This window comes from Alphaproteobacteria bacterium HT1-32, from assembly GCA_009649675.1.
GTDB lineage: Bacteria > Pseudomonadota > Alphaproteobacteria > Rhodospirillales > HT1-32 > HT1-32.
On record WJPL01000002.1, the window covers coordinates 149710 to 166576 of the forward strand.

General features: G+C 59.2%; 12 protein-coding genes. 6 read left to right on the plus strand and 6 right to left on the minus strand.

The annotated features are described in order from the left end of the window. Positions 1 to 2: 2 nt before the first annotated feature. The gene (locus GH722_12255; protein ID MRG72533.1) at positions 3 to 1007 is read right to left on the minus strand and encodes a C4-dicarboxylate ABC transporter substrate-binding protein; all 1005 of its coding nucleotides are present in this window, start codon (positions 1005 to 1007) and stop codon (positions 3 to 5) included. A gap of 220 nt (positions 1008 to 1227) precedes the next feature. Here GH722_12255 and GH722_12260 point away from each other — a divergent pair, with 220 nt between their 5' ends. Next, positions 1228 to 1941: a DUF1194 domain-containing protein gene (locus tag GH722_12260; GenBank protein MRG72534.1), complete on the plus strand. Its 714-nt coding sequence runs from the start codon at positions 1228 to 1230 to the stop codon at positions 1939 to 1941. Between the two features lie 20 nt (positions 1942 to 1961). Here GH722_12260 and GH722_12265 read toward each other — a convergent pair whose 3' ends face one another. Both GH722_12265 and GH722_12270 read right to left on the minus strand, forming a co-directional pair. After that, the gene (locus GH722_12265; protein MRG72535.1) at positions 1962 to 3479 is read right to left on the minus strand and encodes a 3-hydroxyacyl-CoA dehydrogenase; all 1518 of its coding nucleotides are present in this window, start codon (positions 3477 to 3479) and stop codon (positions 1962 to 1964) included. A gap of 2 nt (positions 3480 to 3481) precedes the next feature. Continuing rightward, positions 3482 to 4252: an enoyl-CoA hydratase gene (locus tag GH722_12270; GenBank protein ID MRG72536.1), complete on the minus strand. Its 771-nt coding sequence runs from the start codon at positions 4250 to 4252 to the stop codon at positions 3482 to 3484. Positions 4253 to 4523: 271 nt separating this feature from the next. Here GH722_12270 and hutC point away from each other — a divergent pair, with 271 nt between their 5' ends. Genes hutC through hutH form a run of 3 tightly spaced genes read left to right on the plus strand, consistent with a single transcriptional unit; the run spans position 4524 to position 8488 of the window. Beyond that, a complete protein-coding gene (gene hutC, locus GH722_12275; protein ID MRG72537.1) occupies positions 4524 to 5264 on the plus strand; it encodes a histidine utilization repressor in 741 nt (246 codons plus the stop codon). Between the two features lie 10 nt (positions 5265 to 5274). Next, on the plus strand, positions 5275 to 6945 hold the full coding sequence (locus GH722_12280) for a urocanate hydratase (protein MRG72538.1): 1671 nt from the start codon (positions 5275 to 5277) through the stop codon (positions 6943 to 6945). A gap of 4 nt (positions 6946 to 6949) precedes the next feature. Beyond that, entirely contained in the window at positions 6950 to 8488 is a 1539-nt protein-coding gene (hutH, locus tag GH722_12285) for a histidine ammonia-lyase (GenBank protein ID MRG72539.1), read from the plus strand. Positions 8489 to 8587: 99 nt separating this feature from the next. On the opposite strand, the gene GH722_12290 is transcribed toward hutH, so the two are convergent. Then, entirely contained in the window at positions 8588 to 9913 is a 1326-nt protein-coding gene (locus GH722_12290; GenBank protein ID MRG72540.1) for a formimidoylglutamate deiminase, read from the minus strand. 59 nt (positions 9914 to 9972) lie between these two features. Here GH722_12290 and GH722_12295 point away from each other — a divergent pair, with 59 nt between their 5' ends. Continuing rightward, on the plus strand, positions 9973 to 11178 hold the full coding sequence (locus tag GH722_12295) for an imidazolonepropionase (protein ID MRG72541.1): 1206 nt from the start codon (positions 9973 to 9975) through the stop codon (positions 11176 to 11178). 113 nt (positions 11179 to 11291) lie between these two features. On the opposite strand, the gene cydC is transcribed toward GH722_12295, so the two are convergent. Beyond that, entirely contained in the window at positions 11292 to 14882 is a 3591-nt protein-coding gene (gene cydC / locus GH722_12300; GenBank protein MRG72542.1) for a thiol reductant ABC exporter subunit CydC, read from the minus strand. 129 nt (positions 14883 to 15011) lie between these two features. Then, positions 15012 to 15701, minus strand: coding sequence for a nitroreductase (locus GH722_12305; protein ID MRG72543.1), 690 nt, complete (start codon positions 15699 to 15701; stop codon positions 15012 to 15014). A gap of 167 nt (positions 15702 to 15868) precedes the next feature. On the opposite strand from GH722_12305, the gene GH722_12310 reads away from it, so the two are divergent. Next, a complete protein-coding gene (locus GH722_12310; GenBank protein MRG72544.1) occupies positions 15869 to 16798 on the plus strand; it encodes a glyoxylate/hydroxypyruvate reductase A in 930 nt (309 codons plus the stop codon). Positions 16799 to 16867 lie beyond the last annotated feature (69 nt).

The window sequence follows — 16867 nt, forward strand, 5'->3', positions numbered from 1 at the left end:
GCTTAGCGGGTCGCAGCGACGACTTCGAGAAACTCCTTCGGCAGGTCGCCGGAAGCCGTTTTCTCTTTGTACATGGCCTGCAGCAACTCAACGAAAGGCGCGGTGTCGATATCAACGAAGGTGACACCTTTGGATTTCATGCGAACGGTGGATTCTTCCGCCGCCTTGCCCATTATTTCTTCCGAGAATTTGCCGGTTTCAACATAGGCCCGGTCAACAGCGGCACGCTGCTTGTCGGACAGTGCGTTGTAGGCCTTCGAGTTGATCATGAAACCGATCGACTGATAGTACTCGTCATGGCGAATGACATGTGGTGCGACTTCATAGAAACGCATGGCTTCGACGAGGGCAATCGGGCTGTTCACGGCACTGACAATACCCTTGTCAATTGCCTGATAGACATCGGTCCAGGCGAGGGTTTTTACGTCTGCGCCAATCCGGGTCCAGGTTTCGATGGCAGTCTTGTTCGGTGCCATACGAAGTTTCAGGCCCTTCATATCGTCAAATTTGCGGACATCCTTGGTGGCAACCATGACGCGGTAAGGCCCGCGAACGATGGCGGTTGGGTCACCGATCACCATGATACCGGATTTTTCTTCTGCGCTCTTGAACCAGCCCTTGACCAGGTCAGAGTTCATGAAGCGTGCCCAGTGCTCACGATTGTCGAAGGCAAACGGAGCTGAAATCCAGCGCACATTCGGTTCGTACTTCTGCATGTAGGTCGTGCCTTCAGCATAAATATGCACGGTGCCCTGTTTCAGCTGCTCGATCACGGCGCTGGTTTTGCCCAGCTGCTCGTTCGGGAACATTTTGATATTCAGATCCCCGTCCGAGTACTTGTTCACCAGTTCGGCAAACTTGTCGAAAACAACGCCTTCCGGACTGTCCTGCGGCATTTTATGGGCAAAGCGCCAGTTATCTGCTGCGTAGGCCGTAGCAGACGCCAGAACCAGACCGGTTGCGGCCAGGCCGGCGACAAATGCGCGTTTTCCTGTGTAAAATGTCATGATTTTTAAGTCTCCCGTTGATTTTTGGTCCGTCCCGAACGGCCAATCCCGGGCGAAAGCGTAACAGAGTTATTTCGTTGCGTTCAACAAATTTTCGAAAATGTTAGAGTTTCACAAAATGAAACCTGTCGAGCCCTGCCGTAACCGGGGCCACTAAAACCACTATCGCCGTGACCCGTATCGCCTATGATGCAGATGTCATAAAGACGGGGAGGGCGGGATGCGGCAGGTGGTGCTAGGGTTTCTGGCTCTGATGGCTGTCTCGGAACCGGGGCGTGCAGATATCGTCGATCTGGAACTGGTGCTGGCGGTCGATGTCTCCGCCAGTATCGAAGATGCCGAGTATGATCTTCAGATCTCCGGTCTGGCTGATGCCTTCCTGGACGAAGCGGTCATTGGCGGGATTGAAGTGACCGGAGATGATGGTATCGCCGTCACGATGTTTCAGTGGTCCAGCATTCATGAGCAGGCGGTGTCGATTGAATGGACCCTGCTGAAAACCGCTGCGGATGCGAAGGCTTTTTCCGAGAGGCTCCGCACAGCCCCGAGACTGTTCAAGATTGGCGGCACATCAATTGCCGGTGCAGTACAGTTCGGTCAGTCACTGATGGCCCTGAACCAGTATCAGGGGCGACGCCGGATCATTGATGTCTCGGGTGATGGCCTCTCGGACTTCACGATGCTGCTGAACCGGGTGCGTGACCGTGCTGTTCAGAGCGGCATCCGGATCAATGGTCTCGCGATCCTCGATTCAATCCCTCATCTGGATGTCTATTTCGAGGAAAACCTGATCGGCGGCCCTTATTCCTTTGTCGAGGTCGCCAACAGTTTTGCGGATTACCCCGCGGCCATTCATCGCAAGCTGATCCGCGAGATTTCACCGGATCCGATTGCCTGGGAGGAACCGGGGGAGAATCTCGCGGAGTTACCCTGAAGGACAGACGAACCGAAAAATTAATCCGGCGTCGACAGGGACAGGCCAAGCAGGGCACGGCGTTTCAGCCAGGGCGACGGGCGATAACGGGTGTCGCCATAAGCCGCCTGAATGTTCTCCAGAATTTCGAGAATAATTCCGGGGCCTACCATATCCCCCCATTCCAGTGGTCCCATCGGATAGCCAAGGCCAAGTTTAACGGCCTTGTCGATATCATCGGGACTGGCGATGCCCTGCTGCGCGATGGAGCAGCCGATATTGACCATCAGGGCAATGACACGCTGGGCAACAAACCCGGCGCTGTCATTTGCCAATGTTGCGGCTTTGCCATCCGCGGCAAACAGACCAAGGGCGCTGGACGCAAAGTCCTGCCGGGTCGCTGGTGAGCGCATGACCGTGCGACGGGACTTCAGGCCGAACACGCCGTCCACGCCGACACAGCGGGTGGCATCCAGACCAAAGGTCGCGGCAGTCAGCGAGACATCACCTCCCAATGGAGAGAGGATGATCAGATCGTCGGGGCCGGGTTTGTCCGCCTCTGACAGCTTTGCCCCCAGCGCCTGTATCAGACCGGTCACGTCGTCCGAGACCGCATCCGGCATCGGTGCCAGCCAGACGGTCTTGCCATCAAAGGCCGGGGCCGGGGCTTCTGCCGGCACATCCTGTTTGCCGTCTGGATAACGATAGAACCCGGCGCCGGTCTTGCGGCCGAGTTTGCCGGCTTCCATGCGGGACCGCAGCAGGCGGGCAGGGCGGAAGATGTCGAGATTATAGTTCTGCGCCCAGACCTGCTCGGACGCCGGATAGGTGACATCCAGTGCGGTCAGGTCCATCAGTTCGAACGGCCCCATGCGGAACCCGGCGGCTTCACGCATGATACGGTCGATGCTGACATAATCAGCAACCCCTTCCGTGGCCATATGTGCAGATTCCAGTACCAGCGCACGCCCGACCTGATTGACCAGAAAGCCCGGCGCATCAGCAACCCGTACCGGTTCGCGCCCCATACGCCTGCCAATCTCGAAAAGCCGCTCAACGATGGTCTCGCTGGTATGCTCACCGGAAATGACCTCGACCAGCCGCATCAGGGGGACCGGGTTAAAGAAGTGCAGACCGGCAAACCGCTCCGGCTTTTTCAGTGCCTGGGCGATCCGGGTGATTGAGAGGGATGAGGTGTTGGAGGCGAGGATCGTCGAATCACCGACGATCTCTTCCAGTTCGGAAAAGACGCTGTGTTTGACCTCCAGCTTTTCGACAATGGCCTCGATGACAATATCGCTGTCACCAAGATCCTGCAGGCTGGCTGCCGGGATCAGACGCTGCTTTGCCGCGTCGGCTTCGCCTGCTTCCAGCTTTCCCTTTTCCGCCAGCCGGTCGATCATCTTGATGATGAAGGCCGCGGCTTCGTTAACGGCCTCCGCATTGGCATCAAACAGACGAACCTGCATGCCACCGGTCAGGGCGACCTGGGCAATGCCACGGCCCATGGCCCCGGCACCGATGACGCCGACTTTAAGAAGGGGGGATGTGTCTGACATGCTTAGCGCCCTTTGAATTCCGGTTTACGTTTTTCGAGAAAGGCAGCCATGCCTTCCTTCTGATCATCAGTATCGAACAAAGTTTCGAATGCCTTGCGTTCCAGCCACAGCGCACTTTCCAGTGAGGCGTCGGCGCCGTTGGTCACGACTTCCTTGATCTGGCGAACGGCAACAGCGGGTGCCTTTGCGATGCGACCAGCCATGACGACGGCCCGTTCCATGACTTCTGCGTCCGGGACAACTTCACTGACCAGTCCCATTTTCTCGGCGTCGGCGGCTGTGACCAGTTCACCGGTCAGCAGCAGTTTCATGGCCTTGTATTTGCCGACAGCGCGCAACAGTCGCTGGGTGCCGCCACCGCCGGGCATGATGCCGACGCGGATTTCCGGCTGGCCGAACTGTGCGCCTTCTCCGGCAATGATGATGTCCGCATGCATGGCAAGCTCGCACCCACCCCCGAGCGCGAAACCGTTCACGGCAGCAATGATCGGTTTGGGGAAATCACTGATCGCTTTCCAGAGCTTGCGCGAGCCCATCATATACATGTCGATGGTTGATTTTTCCGACATCTCCTTCAGGTCGGCGCCTGCTGCAAAGGCTGTGTCATCGCCGGCAATGATGACACACCGAATGCCATCATCTTCCTCCATCTCCCGGAAATGCGCGGCAAGTTCGCGGCGGACGTCTATATTTAGGGCATTGCGCACTTCTGGCCGGTTGATCCGTACCAGAGCGACACCTTCGGCCGGTGTTTCGCGCAGGGTCAAAGCCATCGGGTCGTCTCCTCCTGAATGTGCGGGCAGCATAGCCGCAGAAACGATCTGTACAACACGGGGCTAACTTGTATATACAAGCTGGCAGATGAAACCTTCGTTCATCGCATCTTTCAGGCAACGACCTGTCAATCGGGAGCAAACGATATGAAAACAATTCTTTGTTTCGCCAGCACTGCAATCGCGGCTGCCGGCTGATGAGATATTGTTGCACCCGCATCATGGACGCTGGCGGCAAGGTCTGCTCTGGCCGCTGTCAGGAGGCTGTGTGATGCTGGATCAGCACGTTCCCCGTTATCAGCAGGTGAAGAATTTCATTCTTGAACGGATCGATTCCGGTGAATGGGATATTGATCAGCGTGTACCTTCTGAAAACGAACTGGTGCAGGAACTGGGTATCAGCCGGATGACTGTAAACCGTGCTCTGCGTGAACTGACGGAAGAGGGCAGGTTGCGCCGGGTACAGGGACTGGGCACTTTTGTCGCCGACCCCCGGCCACAGGTCGAACTGGTCGAACTGCGCAATATTGCCGATGAAATTCGTGATCGCGGTAATGAACATACGGCCCGTGTCGTGACACTGGAACAACTTAAAGCAGATGCCGATGCGGCCCGTGCGCTGCGTCTTGCAGAGGGGGCAACGGTCTACCGTTCAGTTATCGTACATCATGAAAACGGGCTGCCCATTCAGCTTGAAAACCGTTTGGTGAATCCGGCGGCAGCGCCGGATTATCTGACAATCGATTTCACGAGAACCACGCCAAACGAATATCTGACAGAGGTCGCCCCGGCGACAGATGTTGAACATCTGGTTGAGGCGATCATTCCCAATGCCCATGCCTGTGAACTGTTGAAGATGCCGACGAATGAACCGGGGCTGCTGCTGAACCGGCGCACATGGTCGGGCGAACGGGTGGTCTCCCGTGCCTGGCTGACACATCCGGCCAGCCGTTTCCGGCTGGGGGCCCGGTTCACCATGCAGCCACCTGTGAAGCCTGAAAAAACGAACTGAGAGAAACGTTATGACGAGTCGTATCGATAATTCCCGCAAGATCAGTTCCCCGACCGGAACAGACCTAACCTGCCAGAGCTGGCTGACCGAGGCGCCGCTTCGCATGCTGATGAACAACCTGGATGCGAATGTGGCGGAAAAGCCGGAGGAACTTGTCGTCTATGGCGGTATTGGCCGTGCGGCCCGTAACTGGGAATGTTTCGACCAGATCGTCGCCAGCCTGCGCACGCTGGGGGATGAGGAAACCCTGCTGGTTCAGTCCGGCAAGCCGGTTGGAGTGTTCCGTACCCACAAGGATGCCCCGCGGGTTCTGATTGCGAACTCGAATCTGGTGCCGCACTGGGCAAACTGGGAACATTTCAACGAACTCGACCGTGCCGGTCTGATGATGTACGGCCAGATGACCGCCGGTTCATGGATTTATATCGGCAGTCAGGGAATTGTTCAGGGGACTTACGAGACCTTCGTTGAGATCGGCCGCCAGCATTATGATGGTGACCTGACGGGCCGCTGGATTCTGACCGGCGGTCTTGGCGGGATGGGTGGAGCCCAGCCGCTGGCTGCGACAATGGCAGGGGCTTCGATGCTGGCTGTCGAGTGTCAGCCGAGCCGTATCGATATGCGGCTGCGGACCGGCTATCTGGACAAGAAAGCCGATACGCTGGATGAAGCGATGGCGATGATCGAAGAAGCAAAAGCCAGCGGGAAAGCTGTATCGGTTGGTCTGCTGGGAAATGCGGCCGAAATCTTCCCGGAAATGGTGAAACGCGGCATTCGCCCCGATGCGGTCACGGACCAGACCAGCGCCCATGACCCCCTGAACGGTTATCTCCCGGCGGGCTGGAGCCTGTCGGAGTGGGAAGAAAAACGGGAATCGGATCCGGCTGGCGTGATGAAAGCCGCAAAGGAAAGTATGGCGGTTCAGGTTCAGGCCATGCTGGATTTCTGGCGGGCAGGGATACCAACACTGGATTACGGCAACAATATCCGCGAGATGGCGAAGGAAATGGGCGTCGCGGACGCCTTTGATTTCCCGGGGTTTGTGCCAGCCTATATCCGCCCGCTGTTCTGTCGTGGGGTTGGTCCGTTCCGCTGGGCCGCCCTGTCCGGTGATCCGGAAGATATCTACAAGACGGATGCCAGGGTGAAGGAACTGATTCCGGATGACCCGCATCTGCACAACTGGCTCGATATGGCCCGTGAGCGCATTCACTTTCAGGGATTGCCGTCACGTATCTGCTGGGTTGGCCTTGGTGATCGTCATCGTCTCGGCATGGCCTTCAACGAGATGGTTGCCTCCGGCGAGTTGAAAGCCCCGGTGGTGATCGGGCGTGACCATCTCGATTCCGGATCGGTTGCCAGCCCGAATCGCGAAACGGAATCCATGAAGGACGGCTCGGACGCAGTATCTGACTGGCCGTTGCTGAATGCGCTGCTGAACTGCGCTTCCGGTGCGACCTGGGTGTCGCTGCATCATGGTGGTGGTGTGGGCATGGGATATTCCCAGCATTCCGGCATGGTTGTCGTCTGCGATGGTTCAGAAGACGCATCCCGTCGACTGGAGCGGGTGCTGTGGAACGACCCGGCGACGGGCGTCATGCGTCATGCCGATGCAGGCTACGACATCGCCATCGACTGTGCGAAAGAAAAGGGTCTCAACCTGCCAATGCTGAAAGGCTGATATTATGACTGACAGTACTGTTCTGCTCCGCCCCGGTGATATCAGCCTGGGCGAGTTGCGCCGGATTGCACATGGTGCCGCCACGGCCATCGACCCCGCCGCCCGAGCTGCCGTCGAGCGGGCGCAGGGGGCGATCACCGCGATTCTGGAGCGGGGTGAAACAGTCTATGGCATCAATACCGGCTTTGGGCTGCTGGCGAAGACCCGGATCAAGCCGGAACGGCTGCAGGAACTGCAACGTAATCTGATCCTGTCCCATGCGGCAGGAACCGGTGCTCTGTTGCCCGACCCGGTGGTGCGCCTGATTATCGCGCTGAAGGCGGCATCGCTGGCACGGGGACATTCCGGTGTCCGCTGGTCTGTGATCGAGGCGCTGATGGCGCTGCTTGAACATGATGTGCTGCCCTGCATTCCGGCAAAGGGGTCGGTTGGTGCTTCCGGTGATCTGGCACCACTGGCGCATATGTCTGCCCTGCTGATCGGGGTGGGTGAGGCACGGGTTGCCGGCCGGATTCTGCCCGCGACAGAGGCTCTTGCCCATGCGGGTCTGGAGGTCATGAATCTTGACCCGAAGGAAGGTCTGGCATTGCTGAACGGCACCCAGGTCTCGACCGCTCTGGCATTGTTTGGTCTGTTCAGTGCCGAAGATGATTTTGCGGCGGCCGTCGTAACCGGTGCGCTGTCCGTGGACGGTATCCGGGGGTCTGACACACCGTTTGATCCACGTATTCAGGCCGTTCGCGGCCAGCCCGGCCAGATCGATGTTGCCGCAGCCTATCGCCGGTTGCTGGCGGGCAGTCAGATCCGTGACAGCCATGTGGATTGCGACCGGGTGCAGGACCCATATTCGATCCGCTGTCAGCCGCAGGTCATGGGGGCCTGTCTTGACCATATCCGGTTTTCTGCTGATGTTTTCCTGCGTGAGGCGAACGCCGTCAGCGACAATCCGCTGGTCTTCCCGGACGAGGGTGACGTGCTCTCCGGTGGTAACTTCCATGCAGAACCGGTGGCGATGGCTTCTGATGTGCTGGCACTGGCAATCTCGGAAGTTGGGGCGCTGGCTGAACGCCGGATTGCCCTGCTGATCGATCCGGCCTTCTCAGAACTGCCAGCCTTTCTGGTGAAGGACAGCGGTGTGAATTCCGGCTTCATGATCGCACAGGTCACAGCCGCTGCGCTGGCCAGCGAGAACAAGTCCCGTGCGCATCCGGCCAGTGTCGATTCCCTGCCGACATCCGCCAATCAGGAAGATCACGTTTCCATGGCGACTTTTGCCGCGCGGCGTCTGACAGATATGGGTGACAATACCCGGGGAATTATCGCAATTGAACTGCTGGCGGCTGCACAGGCCATCGACTTCCACAGCCCGCTGAAGACCTCCCCGCTGCTGGGTGAGTTACATGCCAAGCTGCGCCAGCGGGTGCCGCATTATGAAGTGGATCGCTATTTCGCTCCGGATATCGCTGCCGCCAAGGACATGGTCTCAGGCACTGATTTCCACGCGCTCGTAGGTAGCCTGCTGCCGAGTATCGCGGAAGGCTGACGGTGCTTCGAGACAGGCCTGCGGAGGGGGCAGGACTGTATTACCTCATCCTGAGGAGGTGCGAAGCACCGTCTCGAAGGATGTAGCGGTATGCTCTTCTCAGGACGCGGTAATCTCGCCGTCCTGAACAGCCCAGATACCACCGGCCATGACATCGCGGACCGGATTGATGTTGCCGGCGAACAGCCAGGCGTCGAGCACAGCGTCTGAACTGCGTCCGGCAATGGTTGCCGAACTGCGGTCGAGCACGACGATATCTGCCCGGTGCCCGGCCTCGATCCGGCCAAGTTTCTGACCGAGTGCCTGTGCGCCGCCTCGCAAGGCGGCGTCGTACAGGGTGCGTCCGGTGGAACTGCCGGGACCGGCGGTGATGAGGTTGCGACCGCGATGGAACAGGCGCTGGCCATATTCCAGCCAGCGCAATTCCTCGACCGGGCTGACAGAGATATGACTGTCCGAACCAATTCCCCAGACACCGCCCTCGCTCTCGAACTCCGCCGCGGGAAACAGGCCGTCGCCCAGATTGGCTTCTGTCGTCGGGCAGATGCCGGCCACCGCCTTGCTGGTGACGATCCGTTCGCGTTCGGACTCCGTGATATGGGTGGCGTGGATCAGGCACCAGCGATCATCGACAGCAAAATGCTCGTACAGCCAGTCGACAGGGCGCTGGCCGGACCAGATGAGGCAGTCATCGACTTCTTTCATCTGCTCGGCAATATGGATATGGACAGGCCCGTGCCCGGTAATGCCATCGCTTGCGGACAGTACATCACTCAGCAGGTCGCCGGTAACGGCCCGCAGGCTGTGGGGGGCGACCCCCAGCCGTCCGCCATTCAGGTTCTGGACGGCGCTGCCACAGCCTTCGAGCAGCCGCAGATAACGTTCGGCATCATTCAGAAACCGGCGCTGGCCATCGCCCGCTGATTCGCCGCCAAATCCACCATGTGCATACAATACGGGGCAGAGGGTGAGGCCGATGCCCGTGGCTTTTGCGGCAGCAGCAATGCGTTCCCCCATCTCGGCAATGTTGTCGTAGGGCTGTCCGTCCGGTGCGTGATGCAGATAATGAAATTCGGCAACAGCGGTGTAGCCTGCTTTCAGCATCTCGCGATACAGGTTGGTGGCGATGGCCTCCACATCTTCCGGTGTCAGTTTCTCGACAAAGCCATACATCACCTGCCGCCATGTCCAGAAACTGTCGGCACCGGGACCGGCCCGTTCGGCCAGCCCGGCCATGGCGCGCTGAAAGGCGTGGGAATGCAGGTTGGGCATGCCGGGCACAGCAGCACCTCGGATCAGAGGAAGAATGGAATTTTCCGGTGCAGCCGAGACAGACAGAATTCTGCCGTCCGTATCGGTTTCCACCACCTGATCCCCGGCCCAGCCCGTGGGCAGCAGGATTTCTTCAAAACGATGCTTGGTCATATCTTCCATGCCTGCGATAATTCAGTTGTCTATACAACCCGTCTTCCCCGGAGGAATCAATGTCGGAACCGGTCTGGGACAAACTGTTGATCAATGCCAGCATCGCCACTATGGCTGAAGGGCAGCCTGCTTACGGTGCGATTGAAGAAGGGGCCATTGCAGTGGCCCGTGGCCGTATCGTCTGGGTCGGCTCAATGAGCGACCTGCCGGTTGATGCGCTGGCGGTGGAACGGGTCGATATCGGCGGAAAATGGGTCACACCGGGCCTGATAGATTGCCACACCCATCTGGTCTTTGCCGGTAACCGGGCACGCGAATTCGAACTGCGGCTGGAAGGCGCCAGCTATGAGGAAATTGCCCGTGCCGGTGGTGGTATCCGCTCGACCGTGGCCAATGTCCGGGCTGCCAGTGAAGACGAACTTGTTGCCCAGTCACTGCCCCGCCTGCGCGCAATGCAGGCAGATGGCGCGACGACAGTGGAAATCAAATCCGGATACGGACTGGATACGCAGAACGAGATGAAGATGCTGCGTGCCGCCCGCCGTCTGGGCGACATAACGGGTATGGATATTCGAACCACCTTTCTGGGTGCCCATGCCCTGCCGCCGGAATATGAGGGGCGGGCGGATGCCTATATCGGTCTGGTCTGTGACGAGATGCTGCCAGCCATTGCGGCGGAAAGGCTTGCCGATGCAGTCGATGCGTTCTGTGAAGGCATTGGCTTTACGACAGAACAGACCCGGCGGGTCTTTGAAGCGGCGAAAGCCCATGACCTGCCGGTCAAGCTTCACGCCGAGCAACTGAGTGATCTTGGCGGTGCCGCACTGGCGGCAGAATATGGTGCCCTTTCTGCCGACCATCTGGAATATCTCAGCTCGGAAGGTATCAGGGCGATGGCCGCATCCGGCACCGTCGCCGTGCTGCTGCCCGGTGCCTACTATTTCCTGCGTGAGACCAAACTGCCACCGGTACAGGCACTCCGCGACGCCGGTGTTCCCATCGCCATTGCGACCGACTGCAATCCCGGCTCCTCTCCGGTCACGTCACTGCCACTGATGCTCAACATGGCCTGCACCCTGTTCCGCCTGACTCCGGTAGAGGCACTTGCGGGCGTGACCCGGAACGCAGCCAAGGCGCTGGGCGTCATCGACGATCGGGGAACGATAGAGGTCGGAAAACGGGCGAGTTTCACGGTCTGGGATATCGAAAGCCCGGGCGAACTGGCCTACTGGATTGGTGGGGCAAAGCCTTTTCCCATAACCTGACCTTCTGTCATCCCGTCGAAGGACGGGATCCATCCGCGAAATGGAGTCCGCCGCAATTGGATCCCGGATCGGTGTCCGGGATGACATAGACAAGTGGGTGAAGCTTGGTTCGCTTACTCTGCCGCCGCCTTGGACCCGGTCTGCCGGGCGACCAGGCGGGCATAGAGTCCGCCTTCTGCCACCAGTTCGTCATGACTACCCAGCTCAACGGCTTTGCCGTCATCCAGCACCAGTATCTGATCGGCATCGCGGATGGTTGAGAGGCGGTGGGCGATGACGATGGTGGTGCGGTTTTGCATCAACTGGCTGAGAGCAGCCCGGACGGCTTTCTCGCTGATGGCGTCGAGATGGCTTGTGGCTTCGTCGAGGATCAGGACGGGGGCGTCTTTCAGGAAGGCGCGGGCGATGGAGATGCGCTGGCGCTGGCCACCGGACAGTTTCACGCCGCGTTCACCGGCAGGGGTTTGCAGGCCTTCCGGCAGGCTGTCCACATAATCGGCGAGGGCGGCACGTTCCAGGGCAAGGCGCAGGTCGGCGTCACTGGCATCTGGCCGGGCGAGGCGGATGTTGGCTTCCAGCGTGTCGTTGAACAGCCATGTATCCTGTGCCACCAGCGCGATACGGTCGCGCAGCAGATCGAGATTGAGGTCGCGCAGATCATGACCGTCCAGCGTAAAGCGGCCGGCATCCGGATCCCAGAACCGCATCAGCAGATGGGCAACCGTGGTTTTACCGGCACCTGAAGGGCCGACGATGGCGAGCGTCTGGCCGGGACCGATGGAAAAGCTGACATTGTTCAGGGCCGGGTTAACCCGGTCAGGATAGGTGAAAGTGACTGCATCGGCGGTAATCAGCGCGCCCCCATCGGGACGAAGCGGGAGGTCATCCACCGGTCCGTCAGTCACGGGGACCGGCTCGTTATTGACCGAATGCAGACGACGGGTGGCCCCAAGGGTATCAGCCAGTTGCCGGCCGATTGCGGCGATTTCCGAGACCGGCAGGAAGGCGGCCATGGCAAGCAGGGACATCAGCGGCAGCACACCGGGTTCGATCCGCCCGGCAGAGACGGAGGCCGCGCCGACGATGACCACAACCAGCCCGCCGAAACCGGTTGCTGCTTCCAGCACGGCAGATTGCAGGGAGATGTCAGAGAAGAAGGGCAGGCGAAGCGCATGGGCGCGCCGGGAGCGCAGGTTCAGCGCCTCACGGCGGGGGCCTTCCGCCTGAAAGGCCAGAATTTCGGAAAGTCCCTGAATGCAGTCGACAGAGAAAGCATTGAGGTCGCCGAGCACTTCCCGTGCTTCGGTTCCCAGCCGGTCGATGCGTTTGCGCCACAGAATCGGGAACAGCCCGACCGTGATCAGGAAGGGGGCGAGAACGGCAGCAAGCCGCCAGTCGAACCAGACCAGCACAGCGACCACCAGTGACGGCACAAGGACGGAGACAAAAGCAGGCGCGATGGTGTGGGCAAAGAAATACTCAACCATTTCAACGTCATGGGTGGCCAGCCCGACCACGTCCCCGGAGCGGCGACGGAGCAGGAAGGCCGGAGCCAGGCGGTCGAGTTTCTTGAACAGGGCAATCCGCATTTCAGAGAGCATCCGGAACGCCATGTCATGTGCCAGCCAGCTTTCCAGCCAGTGCAGGATACCGGCTGTCGGTGCGGCAACGGCAAGCGCGATCAGCAACCCGTCGAAGGATTCCCCGCGTTTGACAGCCAGCAAGACAAGGGCGCTCAGGGCCCCGATACCGATGAAGGCCAGGGTCCTGACCACACCGAATACGAAGGTCCAGAACAGCTTCATGCGCCATGGTTTCGCTTCAGCCAGCAACAGGCGGGCGGCCTGCATCCAGCCGAGATCACGGGCTGACAGAATGTCGCTTGCCCCCTCAGTGCCCTCTTCGATCCAGCCGGCATTGTTGTCGTTGCCGTCTGCACGGACTTCGGACAGGGCGGCGGTCAGGTCAATATCACCGCCACCGCCGTCGCGGGTCTGGGCAGCCATCAGGTCCTGATAGATACCCTTGCGGGCGATCAGGCTGTCATGATTACCTTCCTCGACAACCCGGCCTTTCCCAAGCACCAGCAACCGGTCGCAGCCAATGATACTGGACAGGCGGTGAGCGAAAATCAGTGTGGTACGGCCCTTCATCAGGCGGTCCAGTGCCTCCTGAATGATGGCCTCGTTTTCAGCGTCAACGGCAGACAAGGCCTCATCCAGCACAAGGATCGGGGCATCGCGCAGCAGGGCACGTGCAATGGCCAGGCGCTGGCGCTGGCCGCCGGACAGGCGCAGTCCGCGTTCGCCGACAATGGTGGCATATCCATCGGGCAGACGGCGGATGAAGTCGTCTGCATTAGCGGCACGGGCAGCAGCGATGATCTCATCCCGGCTGGCATCCGCCTTGCCGAAACGCAGATTGTCTTCAACCGTACCGTGGAACAGATAGGCATCCTGCTGGACCACAGCGATCAGCGAACGAAGCTGGCTGACCGGCATGTTGCGAATATCGGTCCCGCCGATGGTAATGCCGCCGCCCTGTGGATCATACTGGCGTTGCAGCAGACGCAGAATGGTCGATTTTCCGCAGCCCGATGGTCCGACAACGCCAACGCGTTCTCCGCTGGCGATGGTGAAGTCCATACCATCATGGGTGGACTGACGGGCCTGCGGATAGGCGAATTGCACGTTGTCGAAGCGAATATCCGTACCGTTGAGAGATGCCGGTGTTGTGACGGTGTCCGGCACCAGTGGCTCCGCGTCGAGGATGTTGAATATCTTTTCTGCGGCTGAGCGGCCCATCATGCCCTGATGCAGCAGACTGCGCAGGTCACGGAGCGGGCGGAATGTCTCAACCCCCAGCATCAGGACAATCAGCAAGGCCTCAATTGACATGACCCCGTCCGTGACGCGATAGGCACCGAGGCCAAGTGCGGCGGCAGCCCCGATGGTTATCCCGAGATCGGTGATGCCGCGTGTCGAGGCATTGGTGGCCAGCACCCACATGGTCGAGCGGAAAATTTCATGTGCCTTGCGGCCGAGTTCCGCGCCCTTGGCACGGCTTTGTCCGAAAGCCTTCAGCGTTGCCAGACCCTGCAGGGAATCGAGAAATTCCGAGGCAAAGGCCCCATAGGCGCGGCTGCGGCGGACACTGTTTCTCCGGTCCCAGCTATGGAACATGGCAGGGGCGAGCAGGGTGGCGATTGCAGCGAAAAACAACACCAGCGCGACCGGCAGGTCGAGGAACATGGCGAACAGAAAAATGCCGAATGGGGTGATCAGCGAGACGATCAGTTGCGGCAGGTATTTCCCGAAATAGGTCTCCAGCTGATCGACGCCCTCGACCATGGAACTGACCACCTCACCGGTTCGCGCCGATCCGAAATAGGCGGGGCCGAGGGTCGTGATGCGGTCATAGACGGTCTGGCGCAGTATTAACTGCACGCGGGCAGATGTCTCATGCGCGACCATTTCCCGGACATATTCGAGCACGCCCCGAAGGGCCATCGCCCCGGCCACCAGGGCAAAAGGCAGGATCAGATCTGCCATTTCTGCGCCGGTGAATACCAGACCGATCAGCCATCCCAGCATCGCCAGGCGGGCAATTCCGGCTGCTGCTGCGGCAACACCAACGGCCACGGTGAACCAGATACGTCCACGCGCACCTTCAGTGAATTGCCAGAGCCGGGGGTCAAAATGCATCGGGATGATCCGTGTTGGTCAGGTTCGAAAATGAATTATTCCCGCCTGATAACGGGCAGGGGACGGGGGCTGAACTTCTTTAACCTGCGAGGCAGAAGGCGGTAAAGTCTTGCCCGGAAACAGGCTGAATTAGTTGTGCCATGTTGTAAAGACATCGACCTCTTCGCGATCTGTTCGCCACTGGTTTTCGGGCGCGGTTGCATCGCGATAGCCCAGGCCCAGACCACAGACGACAATTTCACCTTCATCAATGGGCAGGACGGTTCGGATTGCGGCATGATAGTCAGCGAATGCAGCCTGCGCGCAGGTGTCGAGACCGGCTGCACGGGCGGCAATCATCAGGCTTTGCAGGAACATGCCGAGATCCATCCAGCTGCCTGTGTTCAGTCGTTTTTCGATAGTGAATATCATGCCGACCGGCGCGTCGAAGAAGCTGTAGTTTCTTGCCCGCTGGCGTTTCATGCCCGCGCTATCCCCGCGCTGAACGCCGACGGCATTATAGAGTCCCCATCCGCAGGCGCGGCGGCGGGTAATATAGGGATCGTACCAGTCCGTCGGATAATATTCGTATTCCCGGTCTGAACAGTCCGGATCGGCTTCAAAGGCTTCCATCACGGCGGCGACCAGCCTGTCGCGGGCATCACCGGTCAGCACATGCAGCTTCCAAGGCTGAATATTTGATCCGCTTGGTGCCCAGCGGGCAACCCGGAGCAATTCTTCAATCTGCCCGGTATCTACAGGCTGATCGGTGAAGGCACGGATTGACTGGCGGGAGGTGATGGCCTCGAAGGCGGGGTTAGCTGGGTCAGACTGAGACATGAGAGCTCTGTTTTTGTGGGATGGATACAGACCCGGCAGTCTGGCCCTTCCGGCGGGTCGAGAAAAGTCATTCATTCAAGACAAATCATAGCTCTCGGGATGGTCTGGCGGGGTTCAAATGCTATGATGTACGTGTATTTTTGTGCAGGTTTATCGAAGGGAATATCATGTCCATTGTTCTGAAGGTCGGCGAGGCGCGTGGCCAGTGGTGGGTCGATCACATGAAGGGGCTGCTGCCGGATCAGGATGTCCGGTTTTATCAGGATCCCGGTAATCTGGATGACGTGGAAATCGCGGTTGTCTGGAAGCCCGAACCGGGCTGGCTGAAAACCCTGAAGAACCTCAGGGTCATCGTCTCCATTGGGGCCGGAATTGATCATATTCTTGTCGATCCGGAACTGCCGAAAGACATTCCGATCATTCGTACGACGGGGGATGACCTGCGTGTACGCATGCGGGAGTACGTGACCCTGCATGTGCTGCGCCACCATCGCCGGATTCCGGAAATCCACGCGGCACAGAAGACCCGCGAATGGCTGCAGATTATCGAGCCGCCGATGTATGAACGCGGTGTTGGTATCATGGGGCTTGGCAATCTCGGCGCAGATTGCGCACGGGCACTGTCGGCGCTTGGTTTCAAGACGGCAGGCTGGTCACGATCGGCGAAGTCGATTGACGGCGTTGAATGTTTCCACGGCGAAGATGGCTTCAGGGCCTTCCTTGCGCGGACAAATATTCTGGTCTGTCTGTTGCCGCTGACACCATCGACACATGGCATCATGAACAAGGATCTTTTTGCCGCCCTGCCGGAAAATGCCTGTGTCATTAATTCTGGTCGGGGTGAGCACCTGGTCGATGACGATCTGATAGCGGCTCTTGATTCGGGTCACCTGCGTGCTGCAACGCTGGATGTTTTCCATCAGGAACCGTTACAGAGCGATCATCCATTCTGGGATCATCCGAAGGTTCTGGTCACGCCGCATGTTGCCAGCCTGATCGATCCGGTTGCCGGCGGGGAGATTATCGCGGGGAATATTCGCCGTTTTCTGGCCGGAGAGCCGGTTCCCGACATGGTAGATGTTTCCCGCGGCTACTGACTCTTCCTGCTGCTCACAGGAGTATCGGGTTTATTGCCAGTAACGATGTCCCGGGGCTGGCGCGAGCAG